The sequence below is a fragment of the Vibrio agarivorans genome (genome assembly GCF_030409635.1).
Lineage (GTDB): Bacteria > Pseudomonadota > Gammaproteobacteria > Enterobacterales > Vibrionaceae > Vibrio > Vibrio agarivorans.
The window spans coordinates 41,209-54,847 of sequence record NZ_JAUFQF010000002.1; the positions used below are offsets into that span (position 1 = coordinate 41,209).

Annotated in this window: 14 protein-coding genes; 8 read left to right on the plus strand and 6 right to left on the minus strand. The window is 45.1% G+C overall.

Features of this window, described 5'->3' with window-relative positions; translation table 11 throughout:
• Nucleotides 1–195: 195 nt before the first annotated feature.
• Complete coding sequence (locus QWZ05_RS05715; protein WP_264875961.1) at nucleotides 196–867, minus strand: hypothetical protein; 672 nt, start codon at nucleotides 865–867, stop codon at nucleotides 196–198.
• A 140-nt stretch (nucleotides 868–1,007) separates the two neighbouring features.
• Nucleotides 1,008–1,583: a class I SAM-dependent DNA methyltransferase gene (locus QWZ05_RS05720; protein ID WP_264875962.1), complete on the minus strand. Its 576-nt coding sequence runs from the start codon at nucleotides 1,581–1,583 to the stop codon at nucleotides 1,008–1,010.
• A gap of 189 nt (nucleotides 1,584–1,772) precedes the next feature.
• Here QWZ05_RS05720 and QWZ05_RS05725 point away from each other — a divergent pair, with 189 nt between their 5' ends.
• Both QWZ05_RS05725 and QWZ05_RS05730 read left to right on the plus strand, forming a co-directional pair.
• Complete coding sequence (locus tag QWZ05_RS05725) at nucleotides 1,773–2,651, plus strand: LysR family transcriptional regulator (protein ID WP_264875963.1); 879 nt, start codon at nucleotides 1,773–1,775, stop codon at nucleotides 2,649–2,651.
• A 184-nt stretch (nucleotides 2,652–2,835) separates the two neighbouring features.
• The gene (locus tag QWZ05_RS05730) at nucleotides 2,836–3,729 is read left to right on the plus strand and encodes a cation diffusion facilitator family transporter (RefSeq protein ID WP_290297183.1); all 894 of its coding nucleotides are present in this window, start codon (nucleotides 2,836–2,838) and stop codon (nucleotides 3,727–3,729) included.
• A gap of 221 nt (nucleotides 3,730–3,950) precedes the next feature.
• On the opposite strand, the gene gcvT is transcribed toward QWZ05_RS05730, so the two are convergent.
• Together gcvT and QWZ05_RS05740 are read right to left on the minus strand one after the other, a co-directional pair.
• On the minus strand, nucleotides 3,951–5,081 hold the full coding sequence (gene gcvT, locus QWZ05_RS05735) for a glycine cleavage system aminomethyltransferase GcvT (RefSeq protein ID WP_264875965.1): 1,131 nt from the start codon (nucleotides 5,079–5,081) through the stop codon (nucleotides 3,951–3,953).
• 224 nt (nucleotides 5,082–5,305) lie between these two features.
• Nucleotides 5,306–5,929: a helix-turn-helix domain-containing protein gene (locus QWZ05_RS05740; RefSeq protein WP_264875966.1), complete on the minus strand. Its 624-nt coding sequence runs from the start codon at nucleotides 5,927–5,929 to the stop codon at nucleotides 5,306–5,308.
• A 215-nt stretch (nucleotides 5,930–6,144) separates the two neighbouring features.
• Here QWZ05_RS05740 and gcvH point away from each other — a divergent pair, with 215 nt between their 5' ends.
• Nucleotides 6,145–6,525 carry a glycine cleavage system protein GcvH gene (gcvH, locus tag QWZ05_RS05745; RefSeq protein ID WP_264875967.1) on the plus strand — a complete coding sequence of 127 codons (381 nt, stop codon included), beginning with the start codon at nucleotides 6,145–6,147 and terminating at the stop codon, nucleotides 6,523–6,525.
• A gap of 153 nt (nucleotides 6,526–6,678) precedes the next feature.
• Nucleotides 6,679–9,543, plus strand: coding sequence for an aminomethyl-transferring glycine dehydrogenase (gene gcvP / locus QWZ05_RS05750; protein ID WP_290297186.1), 2,865 nt, complete (start codon nucleotides 6,679–6,681; stop codon nucleotides 9,541–9,543).
• A gap of 223 nt (nucleotides 9,544–9,766) precedes the next feature.
• On the opposite strand, the gene QWZ05_RS05755 is transcribed toward gcvP, so the two are convergent.
• On the minus strand, nucleotides 9,767–10,345 hold the full coding sequence (locus QWZ05_RS05755) for a hypothetical protein (protein WP_290297188.1): 579 nt from the start codon (nucleotides 10,343–10,345) through the stop codon (nucleotides 9,767–9,769).
• Nucleotides 10,345–11,355 carry a helix-turn-helix transcriptional regulator gene (locus tag QWZ05_RS05760; RefSeq protein WP_290297190.1) on the minus strand — a complete coding sequence of 337 codons (1,011 nt, stop codon included), beginning with the start codon at nucleotides 11,353–11,355 and terminating at the stop codon, nucleotides 10,345–10,347. The genes QWZ05_RS05755 and QWZ05_RS05760 overlap by 1 nt, the downstream gene beginning before the upstream one ends.
• A gap of 157 nt (nucleotides 11,356–11,512) precedes the next feature.
• On the opposite strand from QWZ05_RS05760, the gene QWZ05_RS05765 reads away from it, so the two are divergent.
• The 4 genes from QWZ05_RS05765 (at nucleotide 11,513) to QWZ05_RS05780 (ending at nucleotide 13,607) form a co-directional block, all read left to right on the plus strand.
• Nucleotides 11,513–12,187 (plus strand): DUF4116 domain-containing protein, encoded by a 675-nt coding sequence (locus QWZ05_RS05765; RefSeq protein ID WP_290297192.1) that lies wholly within the window; start codon nucleotides 11,513–11,515, stop codon nucleotides 12,185–12,187.
• 125 nt (nucleotides 12,188–12,312) lie between these two features.
• Complete coding sequence (locus QWZ05_RS05770) at nucleotides 12,313–13,017, plus strand: SIR2 family NAD-dependent protein deacylase (protein ID WP_290297194.1); 705 nt, start codon at nucleotides 12,313–12,315, stop codon at nucleotides 13,015–13,017.
• Nucleotides 13,008–13,328 carry a cyclic-phosphate processing receiver domain-containing protein gene (locus QWZ05_RS05775; protein WP_290297196.1) on the plus strand — a complete coding sequence of 107 codons (321 nt, stop codon included), beginning with the start codon at nucleotides 13,008–13,010 and terminating at the stop codon, nucleotides 13,326–13,328. The genes QWZ05_RS05770 and QWZ05_RS05775 overlap by 10 nt, the downstream gene beginning before the upstream one ends.
• A 45-nt stretch (nucleotides 13,329–13,373) precedes the next feature.
• On the plus strand, nucleotides 13,374–13,607 hold the full coding sequence (locus QWZ05_RS05780; RefSeq protein WP_290297198.1) for a hypothetical protein: 234 nt from the start codon (nucleotides 13,374–13,376) through the stop codon (nucleotides 13,605–13,607).
• Nucleotides 13,608–13,639 lie beyond the last annotated feature (32 nt).

The window sequence follows — 13,639 nt, forward strand, 5'->3', positions numbered from 1 at the left end:
ACATGGAACTCACTCACACTTGCTCTGCCACTATTTCGAAAAATTGCGCTCATCAACATTTCGTTGTTACCAACGAAGAGGGATGATGTCGAAATACGCACATAATAACGTATTTAGTACGCATAGAAATACCCATTTAGGGCTGTATTCAAACCGAGTGTCACTCAGAACTTGGTGATACTTGTCTAGAGGCAATTAGGGATAGAAAATTTCCCCAGTTAAAACATCAAGATAAACCTTATCGGCAGGGCGAAGGCCGCCACAATAAACGAAGTAAACTTGACGGTCAGGGTAGTTAATCGAACGCATCCACCCATCGCTCTCTTCAAAATCGAGCAGGTCGCAGGTCTTTTGTTCAATCAATTGATCGGAGTATTTGGTGAGATCGTCTTTGTATTGTAGATAATCGTCTGAGCCTTGAATCGATAGAGCGATGGTCTCATAGCGCTCTTTTTTGGAGACTTCTGGTGGTTGTTCTTGAAGCTCATCAAGCTTCACCCACTCCGCGACTTCATCGCCACCTTCATGATAAACGAAGTAAGCGGAGATTCGTCCCCACCCTTCTAGCTCTTCTAGAACCACGACCTTCTCTGCTCGAAACAGCTCTCGCTCGGCAAACGCATCTTCGTTACGCGATTCTCGCACACCGATTCGCGGCTCAGAGACGTAATACTCTTTGATTCGCGGTGCCATCGATTCTAAGTCAAGAATAGGAGCCTCTTCTTCGACTTCTACTGCCGGCGTTTCTTCAACGACCTCAACGGGCTCCTCTATCACCTCATCTTGTTTATAAATAAACAAGTAATAGCCTCCGGCAGCACACGCTAAGCCGAGCAATAGCAATACGAACATCATTAGCTTTTTCATCGCTCTCGCTCCAGAGTTAAAGGTAGACAATTACTTATCGGCACAGCTCGCAGAAGCTGAACCTAATTTTCACCCAATTAAGACACAAAAAAACCACTTGGTGATAACAGCAAGTGGTTTCTCTAACGATGCAATAAGCGCTATTTTTTGGCAATGCCCATGATCACTTTTTGTGGGCCTTGTTCCGTTTGCAAGGTAAAGGCATCTTGCACTGTCACCTCTTTAAAGCCAACGCAAGAAAGCACTTGTTCTACGCGATCTTTGGTTAAGCCTTCTGTGTCGTCAGCCGCCTCCCAATCCCAATGAACAAACAGACCATCCTCTTCAAGAATCGAATAGATGATGTCACACACATCGGAGAAACTCGTGACAAAACCACAAACAGAAGAAGCGACAACTAAATCAAACTGACCACGAAAAGCGGGGTGTTGTGCCACTAAACCACGAGTCAGAATATCAACAACGGGCTCGACGTTAGATAAGTTCTTTTCATCTAATACTTCGATCATCGCCTCAGAGCTATCAAGAGCAACAATGCTCTTTGCCATAGGCGCTAACTGTTGGCTCAGCAATCCGGTGCCGCAACCAAAGTCTAGAATCGTTTTGTTGGAAATATGGGTCAGCTCGCTGAGCGATGCAAATACTTGGTCAGCGAAGGTTTGCACTGCTTCGTTATGTTCCCAAGTCTCCGCTACAGCATCCCAATCTAGTGCCATCTTACTCTCCCTAAGGCCCTAAAATAATTAGGCCATACAACATAATCTATTCGCCGCAACGGGTTAAATAGACCCTAACTTGCCATTATAATCAAGCGGCGCTTGCTAATTTCGTCGGTATTATCAAAGATAAAGCACTCACTTTTCACAGTTTGTATAACATTTGTTCGTTACAGGATGGCGACCCACATGAATTTATCGCAACTCGAAGCATTCTATACCGTCGCTTCAACCGGCTCAGTTTCTGAGGCTGCGAGACAGCTAGAATGTAATCGCACTAAGCTAAGCATGGCGATCAAAGCACTGGAAGCTGATTTAGATACCTTACTATTCGAGCGTGCGGGCAATCATCTTGAACTCTCAGAGGCGGGCAAGGCAATACTCAAAGACAGCGAAAACATGCTGGCTACGGCGGCACGCATCCGCCAAACCTGCGCACAAGCCAACGGAGAGTTCTCAGCTGAACTGTGGGTTGCCCGTGATGATGCGATTCCAGACGATATCTGGCAAGAGTGGGCACACACGCTCAATAATCAGTTCCCTGCCACATCCTTTAATTTTGTCTTAGCCTCAAGTGGAGACTTAGCCAGCCTAGTTGAATCACAACAAGTTGATTTTGCATTTGGAGTGGATTACGAGCGCAGCGATGATCCTAAGTTGGTCTTTCAGCCTTTAGGAAAAATTCGCATGATGTCGGTTTGCAGTAGCGATCACCCTCTGGCACAACTGCGTCGTGTGAGTGATGAGAAGCTGCGCCAATACATGCAAGCCCTCATGGTGTATCTCAATGAAAAGAAGAATCCGGCACTAGAGCCGTTTGCTCTAAAACACCTAGGCTTCACCAGCTTTGAGTTTATGCGCAACACCATTATTCAAGAAAACGCTTGGGGGGTACTGCCTGAGCCACTGATCCGAACCAAGTTGCGTGAACAGGAGCTCTCTGTCATTAAGCACACCTACGGGCTCACCCAAGAAGACTTCTGCATGTTCTTTCCTGCTGGAATGGCCGAAGAGCCGGGCATGTCGTGGCTAGCCGATCAAATCAGTGACTATCTATTTACTTTCTAAGTGTTATAACGCACACTCAGTGAGCGTCAACATTTATGACACCCAACCTCACCACTTAACCCACTGATTTTAATATTATTTTATTACAAACCGGTGGTTCTTGCTTTCTGTTTCTTATGGTTAAACATTGTCGTTACCAGGCTGAAACGCCACAATGACTGCAGATGTTAATCAGGAACCCATTATGTGTACCCAAACCCTACAAAACGAGAATAAACTCCTTAAATTTTCTGCCGTGCTGTCACTTAGCTTTGCAGTCATGGGGATTGTGCTCGGCTGGCTGATTGGGTCACTTGTCATTATTTTTGACGGTACTTACTCTTTAATGAGTTTGTTACTGACGCTAGTCTCATTAGGTGCATCAGCTTATATTGCTAAACCGTCAAAAAAGCACTTCCCGTTTGGTAAAGCAGTCTTAGAACCAATTGTGATTGCGTTCAAAGCGGTTGTCATTTTAGCGCTCGTCTCAACCTCTCTTTATTCTGCCATCACTAGCCTATTTAATGGTGGCAATGACGTCGACACAGGTATCGCGGTTCTATTTGGCTTTATTAACGTAGCAGGCTGTGGTTTTGGTTGGTGGTATATCGGCAAACAGAGTAGCAAGTTTTCGTCTGGTCTTATTGAAGCCGAAGCAACCCAATGGAAAATGGACACCTTGATCAGTGTTGCAGTCGCACTCGGTTTTATAATTGCGATTGTGCTGACACAAACACCGTTCGCGCACCTAGCAGGCTATGCAGACCCTATAATGATGCTACTGATGGGTGCATACTTTATCAAAGTGCCTGGTGAGATGCTGATTGGTGCGATGAAAGAGCTCCTAAAAATGTCGCCAACCCGAGAAGTGACACAAAAGGTAGAAAAAGAAGTGGATGCCCTTAACCAAGCTTTGAACTCTGACCTAGAAGTCGCTGCGGTATCTAAAGTCGGCAATGAGCTGCATGTTCAAGTGGATGTTCGCACCGATGAACATCAACTGGATACGCGTGAACTGTCCCACACTCGTAAACAGTTAACCAACAAGCTCTCATCACTATCTCTCGATGTGAACCTGACATTGAACGTTGCACTTTAGTCCCCTCCCCTTGTCAAGGGTAAGGTACTAGAGACGGTGCTATAGTAATGGATTGTCTTCGCTCCTCCCCCTTTTCAAGGGGGAGGCTGGGAGGGGGTTAAATGAACTACCGGCAATCGCAACGGCTAGCGTGTGTTGAAAAGCAGCTTTAACCCCACCCTAACCCTCCCCTTGAAAAGAGGAGGGGACTAGAGCAGTTAAAAACGTTAGAACCCGAGCCTTTAACCTCGGTAGTAACGCTGCGGTACAAACGGCATTTTCTCTACAGTCATTGGTAGTTTCTTACCTCGAACTTCAGCAAACACCTCTGTGCTAATCACGGCAAACGAGGTTTCAATATACCCCATTGAAACTGGTTTACCTGCATTAGGCCCCGCCGTGCCACTGGTCACAATACCAATCTTGTTACCTTCAGCATCAAACAACTCAGCGCCTTCTCGAACAGGTGCTTTAGTTTGTCCTACTAAACCAATACGCTTACGCGCAACGTCTTTGGTGACAATCTGGTCAAGAACAATATCCGCCCCGGGGAACCCGCCTTCACGTTCTCCCCCTTTGCGACGCACTGGTTGAATCGCCCACAGCAGGCTCGCTTCTACTGGCGTGGTGGTGGTATCAAGGTCGTGACCGTACAAACACAAACCACACTCGAGACGCAGTGAATCGCGCGCGCCCAAACCAATCCACTCTACTTCATCTTCTGCTGTTAACGCAGCCGCAAGCGCAGCGGCACTATCAGCCGGAACTGAGATTTCATAGCCATCTTCACCGGTGTAACCACTACGCGAGACAATGCACTCAACCCCTTCAAGCTCAACCTTTACAACGTCCATAAACACCATGTCAGCCACACTCGGGGCAAACCTAGCTAAGACTTGCGCCGCTTTGGGCCCTTGCAGCGCTAACAGAGCACGATCTTCAATTACTTCAAGCTCAACACCTTGTGGCAAATGACGCTCAATGTGGGCAATGTCTTGAGCTTTACAAGCCGCATTCACCACCACAAACAGTGCCTCACCGAGATTGGCGATCATCAGGTCATCTTCAATGCCCCCCTTCTCATTGGTAAAGAACGCATAACGCTGCTTACCAACCTCAAGGCCGAGCACATCGACTGGCACCAAGCTTTCCATAAAGGCTGCCGCCCCTTCACCACGCAGCAGCAATTGCCCCATATGAGAAACATCAAATAAACCCGCAGCATCGCGCGTGTGCAAGTGCTCTTTCTTTACACCGAGAGGATACTGTACTGGCATGTCATACCCAGCAAAAGGCACCATTTTAGCACCCGCATCAACGTGGGCTTGATATAGCGGGGTTCTCAATAACTCTTCATTGGTTGGCTGAACCATGACTCTCTCCTTGTTGAGTTTTCTTTTGTTGAGGACAGTGTTTCTCATAGTAAACACCTAGACGCTTTAAGTGCGTTAATCCCCTCATTATCTGTTCTTTTTTCGCTATTTATTAACAACTAACTGAGCAAGTTCTCATCAATTGTCACTAAGCTGTTACCTGGCGAAATTAAGCAAACGTTTGCCGACACTATAGGAAACAAACACCGAAAAGATGTGCCGAGCTATTTTGCTGTTACCCATAAAATCAGCGCATCCTCTTCACTGGTGGACGTCAACATATGCCCCATACTAGCGTCATAATAGACACTATCCCCTTCAGAAAGCGGCAGTGGTTCATAAAATTCCGAATAAAAATTAACGTCACCGGACAGGATCAATAAAAACTCTTCACCATCATGACGTACCCAATCTGGGTACTCAGAAATGTCTCGCGCACGCACCTGACTCTTAAACGGCATCATCTTCTTTCTAGACAACTGAGTCGCTAAAAGCTCGTGTTCATAAGTTGGGGTAGGATGGGGCTTTCCTTCACCTTTCAAGGTGATATCTCGGCGACCGGAAGCAAAGTTTTTACTTTGCGGTTCAAAGAGTTGCGGCATATCTATCTGCAAACCGTGGGCGAGTTTCTGCATCGCTTGAAAGGTCGGTGAGATTTGCTCGTTTTCTATTTTACTCAGGGTTGAGCGAGCCAAACCCGTTCGTTGGCTTGCCTCTTCTAGAGTCAGGCTCAATGAGCTGCGAATCGCCTTAATTCGAGCCCCTAAGCGCAACGGCTCAATGGCTTCATCTTCCGTCTGTTTCGCCAATGTCATCGATGGATATTCGTCAAATACATCCTCGGCCATATTTCGCTCCTTTCTGCATCTAGAGTGAAAGACCAGTCACGTTCTTGTCATTCATCTGACGCTAAAATCCGTTTAAATATTCAGCAAAGCTAGCACATGTTTGAGTTGAAGTCTCAATTTTGTTTCCTATAGGAAATTTTGTTTGAATGTTTTATGCTCAGCAAGTATGTTAGTGAGATGTTAGTCACAAATGACTTTATTGGAGACCAAGAAAAATGGATAAAACACTGAAGTTTACAGATAGCCACGAATGGGTACGCGACAACGGAGATGGCACGGTCACAATCGGTATTTCTGACCACGCGCAGCAAATGTTGGGTGATGTGGTATTCGTAGACTTACCTGAAGTTGAAGACGAGATTGAAGCGGGTGAGACATTCTCTCTGGTTGAATCGGTAAAAGCAGCCTCAGACATTTATGCACCAATCAGCGGTGAAATCGTAGAAATCAACGAAGAGCTAGAAGATAGCCCAGAACTGGTTAACGAAGAGCCGTACGACGGTGGTTGGATTGCTCGCGTTAAACTGAGTGACTCAGCAGAGCTCGGCGACCTGAAAGGCGCTGAAGAGTACTTAAACTCGATCGAAGACGAATAATTTTTTCACACTGTTTTAAATCAAGCTGCTACGACACATTCAGAGTCACTATCATATTAATTTGATGCAGACTCGCCGTGCAGGCAGCTTTTTTCACACTTGGCACACAACGACAAACAATAAGCCATGCCAAGCCCTCAGGAGGAGGTTTCAATGACTGACTTACTTAAAAGTCTCAGCACTCAGCATGAATTTGTAGCTCGCCACAACGGCCCAAATCTCGCTGACCAACAAACAATGCTCGCCGCTATCAATGCCAGCAGCCTTGATGCTCTTATTGATGAAACGGTTCCTAGCCAAATTCGCCTAGAACGCCCTCTCGAACTGGCTGTCGCAAAAAGTGAATCGGATATGCTGGTCGCGATGCGCGAGTTTGCTGACAAAAACCAAGTCAAACGCTCTTTCATTGGGCAAGGCTATTACAACACCTTTACGCCAAATGTCATTTTACGTAACGTGTTTGAAAACCCAGGCTGGTACACCGCTTACACGCCCTATCAACCTGAGATCTCCCAAGGCCGCCTAGAAGCACTGCTTAATTTCCAGCAGATGGTGATGGATCTGACAGGCATGGAGATTGCTAACGCCTCACTTCTCGATGAAGCCACGGCTGCAGCAGAAGCAATGACACTGTGTAAACGCGCAGGTAAAAGTAAGAGCAAAACCTTCTTCGTTGCAGATGACGTTCACCCACAAACTCTCGAAGTGGTGAAAACGCGCGCTGCTTACATTGGTTTTGAGGTTGTCGTTGGAACACTTGAGTCTCTACCAGAGCAAGACGTGTTTGGTGCGCTCGTACAGTACCCAGGCACAACCGGTGAAGTGCGCGATCTCACCGAGATCGTTGCGAGTGCTCAAAGCAACAAAACACTCGTCACTGTCGCGACTGATCTTCTTGCTTCAGCATTGCTAAAACCAGCGGGTGAAATGGGCGCCGATGTCGTCATCGGTTCAGCACAGCGCTTTGGTGTTCCTATGGGTTATGGCGGCCCGCATGCGGCCTTTATGGCGACACGCGACAAACACAAACGTACTATGCCAGGTCGTGTGATTGGCGTGTCTATCGACTCAAAAGGCAACCAAGCCCTGCGCATGGCAATGCAAACTCGCGAGCAACACATCCGCCGTGAGAAAGCGACTTCAAACATCTGTACCGCTCAAGCATTACTGGCCAATATGGCCGCATTTTATGCGGTTTATCACGGTGCAGAAGGTCTTCGTACTATCGCTCGTCGCACCCACCACATGACGGCGATTTTAGCCGCTGGCCTAACTAAAGCAGGCTACGAGCTATCACATAACAGCTTCTTTGATACCATTACGATTGAGTCTAAAGAGAACACTCAGGCGTTGTATGAAAAAGCGCTGCAGGCCGATCTCAACCTGCGTCTGCTGCCGAACAGACTCGGTATCAGCTGCGATGAGACCACGACCCTCGATGACATTAGTGCACTCTTTGGCGTTTTCGGCATCAAAGAGGATATCCAAGCGCTTTCAAATGAAATTTCAGGTAATGAATTTGCAGCAATCCCAGAAACGCTTCGCCGCACATCTTCATACCTAACGCACCCTGTGTTTAACACTCACCATAGTGAAACCCAGATGATGCGTTACCTAAAACAGCTTGAGAACAAAGACTTTTCACTGACTCACGGTATGATCCCACTAGGCAGTTGCACCATGAAACTCAACGCCGCTGCCGAGATGATCCCTGTCACTTGGCCAGAGTTTGGCGCAATTCACCCATTCGCACCAATCGAACAAGCCGCGGGCTACACTGCACTCGCTGAAGATCTCAAACAGAAGCTGTGTGAGATTACGGGGTATGACGCCTTCTCATTGCAGCCAAATTCAGGTGCTTCTGGCGAATATGCTGGTCTAATCGCAATCCAGCGTTATCACGAAAGCCGTGGTGAAGGGCATCGTAATGTGTGTCTAATCCCAAGCTCTGCACACGGTACTAACCCAGCGACTGCCTCGATGGTGTCGATGAAAGTTGTAGTAGTAAAATGTGATGACGACGGCAACATCGACACCGACGATCTGGCTGCGAAAATCGAAAAGCACGCAGAGAATCTCTCTAGCATCATGATCACCTACCCTTCAACGCATGGTGTGTATGAAGAACAAGTGAAACAGGTGTGCGAGATGGTGCATGCGGCTGGCGGTCAGGTTTACCTTGATGGCGCGAATATGAACGCGCAGGTGGGCCTAACCTCACCGGGCATTATTGGCTCTGATGTTTCACACCTTAACCTGCACAAAACCTTCTGTATTCCACACGGTGGTGGTGGCCCAGGTATGGGACCTATCGGCGTGAAATCACACCTAGCCCCATTCCTTCCAGGCCATATAGAAAATGGTGTTGAAGGCAAAGAGTGCGCAGTTTCTGCTGCTGATCTTGGCAGTGCGTCTATCCTACCTATCTCTTGGGCATACATTGCAATGATGGGTGAACAAGGCCTTACTGATGCAACAAAGGTGGCGATTCTCAACGCCAACTACGTCATGGAGCGTCTACGCCCACACTACCCTGTCCTTTACCGTGGTTCGAATGGCCGAGTTGCGCATGAGTGCATCATCGATATTCGTCCACTGAAAGAAGAGACAGGCATCAGCGAAGAAGACATTGCAAAGCGCCTTATGGATTACGGCTTCCATGCGCCAACCATGTCGTTCCCAGTGGCAGGCACGCTGATGGTAGAACCAACCGAGTCAGAAGACCTCGAAGAGCTCGACCGCTACTGTGAAGCGATGATTGCGATTCGCGAAGAGATGAACAAGGTAAAAGCAGGTGAATGGCCGCTAGACAACAACCCGCTAGTCAATGCCCCACACACTCAAGTGGATCTCGCCTCAGAAGAGTGGAACCGCCCATATTCAAGAGAAATCGGCTGCTTCCCAACGCCATCAACACACATTTGGAAATACTGGCCAACCGTTAACCGTGTCGACAATGTGTATGGGGATAGAAACTTGATCTGTTCTTGTCCTTCGATTGATAGTTATGAGGATTGATTAGGCTGATTTAGCTTTAAAGCGAACCTTACTAGGTTCGCTTTTGTTTTTTGGGTTAGATGTAGCTCGTTTCTGGACAAAACCTTGTTACGAATTTTTATAAATTAGAAGCTCATAAATTAGCTCAGATAGGGAAAGTCGCATAGTCATGTGTTCAGTATTGCTGGTCTATTAGTTCTCTGGCTCAATAAATCCGATCCGTAGTGAACTAGTAAGGAGAACCTCAACGAACTCGTTTCACGGCGTATAGCAAGTAGTGTTTTTTTCGATCGTCATCCATGACACAGGATGAGTTCTCCATACCTTCACCTTCGAGTATTTGAGAGAGATTCACCCAAGTGTTACTGCTGTTTGTGTAGTTTTTCTGACTGTGCAACCACCAATCTTCCCAGTCTTTTTTTTCTGTCACAGCTAATAACAAAGAGTAATGAGGCAGATGGTCATATTGATGGTCGTATTCAATGTTTGCAGATCTTTCAAAATCCGCAATTATCTGTTCACCTGATATGGCATTAAAAAATTTTTTCGCTTCAACAGTCAAAATAAATTTGTCTGTATCTATCACATGCAAATCAACTCTTTCTCGTGACTTGCTACTATTAGGATTAGTGAAATTGCTAGATTCAGGGTAAATCAACCACCCTTTGAGCAAGCATTGATGTGAAAAATGAAAAGTCAGATTCGCTTCTGGAATACCATTTGTATCTGAATTCATTACTGGAGTATTAACCTTTAAATGTCGCTCTAGCTCTTTTGCTGTCGCTTTGATGCTTTCGGTTACATCTCTTATCACAGAATCCATTAATTTTGACCTCTTCTATAGTGACCAACTGCGGCCATAAGTGTTTGTTCAATATGCTCTCGCAAGTAAAGTGGTTCAAGCACCGTGGCACGATTACACATCGATAATAACCATCCACGGAAACCAATCGTATCAGTGACTTGTGCCGTAACAATGTAACCTCCCGTATCGTTATCGAATTCTTGACATAAACTCAACGGCGTTTCTTCAAGCAATCTTTTTAAAACATCATCAATCCACAACTTAATCATTATCATTTCGTTGGATTGAGTTGCTTGCTCTTCCAATTGTCCAGAATCAATAAAGTCACTAAGATTAAAATCTGAAGGAATTTGTGAAGTGAGGTTACTAAGCACAGGGTTAGTAATACGCTGCGTTAATAGTTTGACGGTTTGTTGCCGACCATCAAAATGCCCGATGAGATACGTTCGTTCACCTCTAATAACTACACCATACGGATGGAAATCGTATCGCTTAGAATTACTTCTAGAGATGGATTGGTGATCCAGCCTCAAGCATTTTTCTTGTAATACAGCTTGATACAATACTTCTAAATCATCGCAGTTTCTATAGAGAGGTAGCAGTTGAAATCCGCTATTTATCGCCACTATTTTGTGGTTCCATAACCTTTCTTTTCGGAGGTTTTGCTCAACCAAAAATGCCTTGGACATCAAAATATAACTATCGAGCGAATGCTGCATTGACTTTGTGAGCATGGGATAAAGGTACTTTTCAACCATGATGAACGTAACAGCTGTCGTCAGATCCATCTTTGAAAATGGCAAGCCTTCTGGATTCTCGCAATACCAACCTTTTGGCTTGCTACCATCGTTGACTAGGCTGAATAGCTCAGAAAGTTCGATTAAATCACGTTGAATAGTTCGTAATGATGCGTTGATATTTTCTGTAGAAAGTTGCTCCATAAGCTCTGGCGCCGTTACGGGGTGGCGACTGAGTTTAGAGAGAATAGCCAGTTTTCTAACGCTACTCGGGTTAGAATTTGAATTCATCGTAAAATCCAGATTATCTGTGTTATCAGCAGTATATACTTAAATATCTTCTAGTTGAATATCAAGCGACATGATATGACGCTTGATCATTTCAGCATCTAGTCTTGTCTATAAATCGAATCAATAATGTCTTTAACGAAACAGGTAAGGACTAACAATGAATACAACAAAAGACAACTTTTTCATACAAGACCCAGACAACAAACACATGAGTGATTTAGCGATTATCTGCAATAAATTGGAAAGTCGGTATACAAAAATGGAGTATTTACAAAGTGAGGACTTTACTTTAGAAGTCGCATATAAAGCTGTAAGTATTCGTGGCGACTATCTGAAGTTCATCCCTGAACATTTAAAAACACGAGAACTCTGTTTAATGGCTGTTAGTCGTATGATTGACGCTATGCTTTACGTCCCTGGTGTCCATATCGATCAAGATTTTATTGACTTTGCATTTTCTTCAGATGACCAAGTTTTGTACTTCAGAGATGAGGAAGTGCTTTTGTACAATCAGTTTTACTCGGCCTTGCCCAAATCCTTGCTTAAATCTTGGCACTATAAAAAGCTTATAGAGTTTAATGGCATTTTTTTACAATGGTTGCCTGAAGAGTTCATCGACTATGACACATGTTTTAGAGCATTGTGTAGTGCGGGTGATGGCTATTTACTCAAGTATGTTCCGAGGGCATTAATCGATAGCGCTATATGCTATCAAGCACTTCAAAGTGATAGCGAGGCTCGTTCGTTTATTCCAGAGGCTCTTTGGGATGCACATTGTGAACGCATTATAAAAAATAATGATATGGGTAGATATCCTCGACGATTACTCTAATGGAAATTTTAATTTATTAATACAGCGCTCAGCTATCTAACCGTGAGGTGTGTGCACCTTTCCTAATGGATTGATCTTTAGCCTACTCACCTCCTGATGTGGCGACTAGTGATGGAAATTATTATATGAAGAAGACTATTGTTGTTTTTACAGGCGCAGGTATAAGTGCCGAAAGTGGTTTGCGCACTTTTCGAGATAGTGATGGTCTGTGGGAAAGTTATCCTATTCATGAACTAGCAACGAAAAATGCCTTTGAGCGTAACCCTAAGCTAGTGCTGAGCTTTTACAATCAACGTAAAGTTGCCGCCAAAAAAGCACAACCTAACAAAGCTCACATAGCACTAGCTGAGTTAGAGGATGTATATGACGTGGTCATCATTACTCAGAATGTAGATGACTTGCATGAAAGAGCGGGCAGTTCGAAAGTTATCCACCTACATGGGCAGTTAAACCGCGCCCAAAGTAGCGTTGAATCTTCAATTATTTATGACTGGGATAAGCGGATTGAGATTGGTCAACATTGTGAATTAAATAGCCAATTGAGGCCTAATATTGTTTGGTTTGGCGAACCAGTGATGTACTTAGAGGAGGCAAGGAAACATATTAAGTCTGCTTACAAAGTACTTGGAGTTGGAAGCTCTCTATCAGTTCAGCCAGCCGCTAGCTTACTCAATAAAGCGCCATTCAGGGCTGAGAAAATTCTTGTTTCCCTTGAAATAAAAGGGAAAGTTCCTTTTGGTTACAAGTTCATGAGAGGTAAGGCGGCAAGTATCGTTCCAGTTATATGCAAGAACTGGCGAGAATTGGGAGTCAGTGGTGGATGCAAATGAAGGTCTATTTAGATGATGAGAGACAGGCCCCCGAAGGTTGGTATAGAGTTTATTGGCCAGAAGAGGCGATCGCGCTTTTGAATAAAGGTGATGTCACTGAAATCAGTCTTGATCATGACTTAGGTGATGATGCGCACGGTACTGGTTATGATGTAGTGTTGTGGATCGAAGAAGCTGTTGCTTTACGAGGTTTCAAACCACCAATTATTCACGTTCACAGCGCCAACTCATCGGCGAGGTATAAGATGTCACTAGGTATAGCCAACATAGAGTTACTTTCATCTGCTCACATCCGGTTGAATGAATTTTAAGCTCAGATCTAATGTATGGTTAGTATTAAATATACGGGAAGCATTATGCGCGGAATTGAACTGTACCAAGCAATTCGTAAGTTACAACTTTCAGGGCTGGCCAGAGAGCAAGCGGCAGCTTGTGCTCATGAGCTTTATCTAGCGAAGTACTTCCCAAAAACGTATGACACAAGGAGAGCTTTTAAACGATTTCTTAGTGTCGGTTTTTCTGACTCTTTAGCCAATTGTTTAGTTGAAATGATATGGGAATTAAGGTGCGGTCAAATTCAAGAGAAATAGACGACAAAATAGTATAACTGGTTTCATAACGC

What these genes read in the sequence shown, in the direction of transcription:
- QWZ05_RS05715 (WP_264875961.1), bottom strand. Translation starts at nt 867, where the DNA reads ATGAAAAAGCTAATGATGTTCGTATTGCTATTGCTCGGCTTAGCGTGT.
- QWZ05_RS05720 (WP_264875962.1), bottom strand. Translation starts at nt 1,583, where the DNA reads ATGGCACTAGATTGGGATGCTGTAGCGGAGACTTGGGAACATAACGAA.
- QWZ05_RS05725 (WP_264875963.1), top strand. Translation starts at nt 1,773, where the DNA reads ATGAATTTATCGCAACTCGAAGCATTCTATACCGTCGCTTCAACCGGC.
- QWZ05_RS05730 (WP_290297183.1), top strand. Translation starts at nt 2,836, where the DNA reads ATGTGTACCCAAACCCTACAAAACGAGAATAAACTCCTTAAATTTTCT.
- gcvT (WP_264875965.1), bottom strand. Translation starts at nt 5,081, where the DNA reads ATGGTTCAGCCAACCAATGAAGAGTTATTGAGAACCCCGCTATATCAA.
- QWZ05_RS05740 (WP_264875966.1), bottom strand. Translation starts at nt 5,929, where the DNA reads ATGGCCGAGGATGTATTTGACGAATATCCATCGATGACATTGGCGAAA.
- gcvH (WP_264875967.1), top strand. Translation starts at nt 6,145, where the DNA reads ATGGATAAAACACTGAAGTTTACAGATAGCCACGAATGGGTACGCGAC.
- gcvP (WP_290297186.1), top strand. Translation starts at nt 6,679, where the DNA reads ATGACTGACTTACTTAAAAGTCTCAGCACTCAGCATGAATTTGTAGCT.
- QWZ05_RS05755 (WP_290297188.1), bottom strand. Translation starts at nt 10,345, where the DNA reads ATGGATTCTGTGATAAGAGATGTAACCGAAAGCATCAAAGCGACAGCA.
- QWZ05_RS05760 (WP_290297190.1), bottom strand. Translation starts at nt 11,355, where the DNA reads ATGAATTCAAATTCTAACCCGAGTAGCGTTAGAAAACTGGCTATTCTC.
- QWZ05_RS05765 (WP_290297192.1), top strand. Translation starts at nt 11,513, where the DNA reads ATGAATACAACAAAAGACAACTTTTTCATACAAGACCCAGACAACAAA.
- QWZ05_RS05770 (WP_290297194.1), top strand. Translation starts at nt 12,313, where the DNA reads ATGAAGAAGACTATTGTTGTTTTTACAGGCGCAGGTATAAGTGCCGAA.
- QWZ05_RS05775 (WP_290297196.1), top strand. Translation starts at nt 13,008, where the DNA reads ATGCAAATGAAGGTCTATTTAGATGATGAGAGACAGGCCCCCGAAGGT.
- QWZ05_RS05780 (WP_290297198.1), top strand. Translation starts at nt 13,374, where the DNA reads ATGCGCGGAATTGAACTGTACCAAGCAATTCGTAAGTTACAACTTTCA.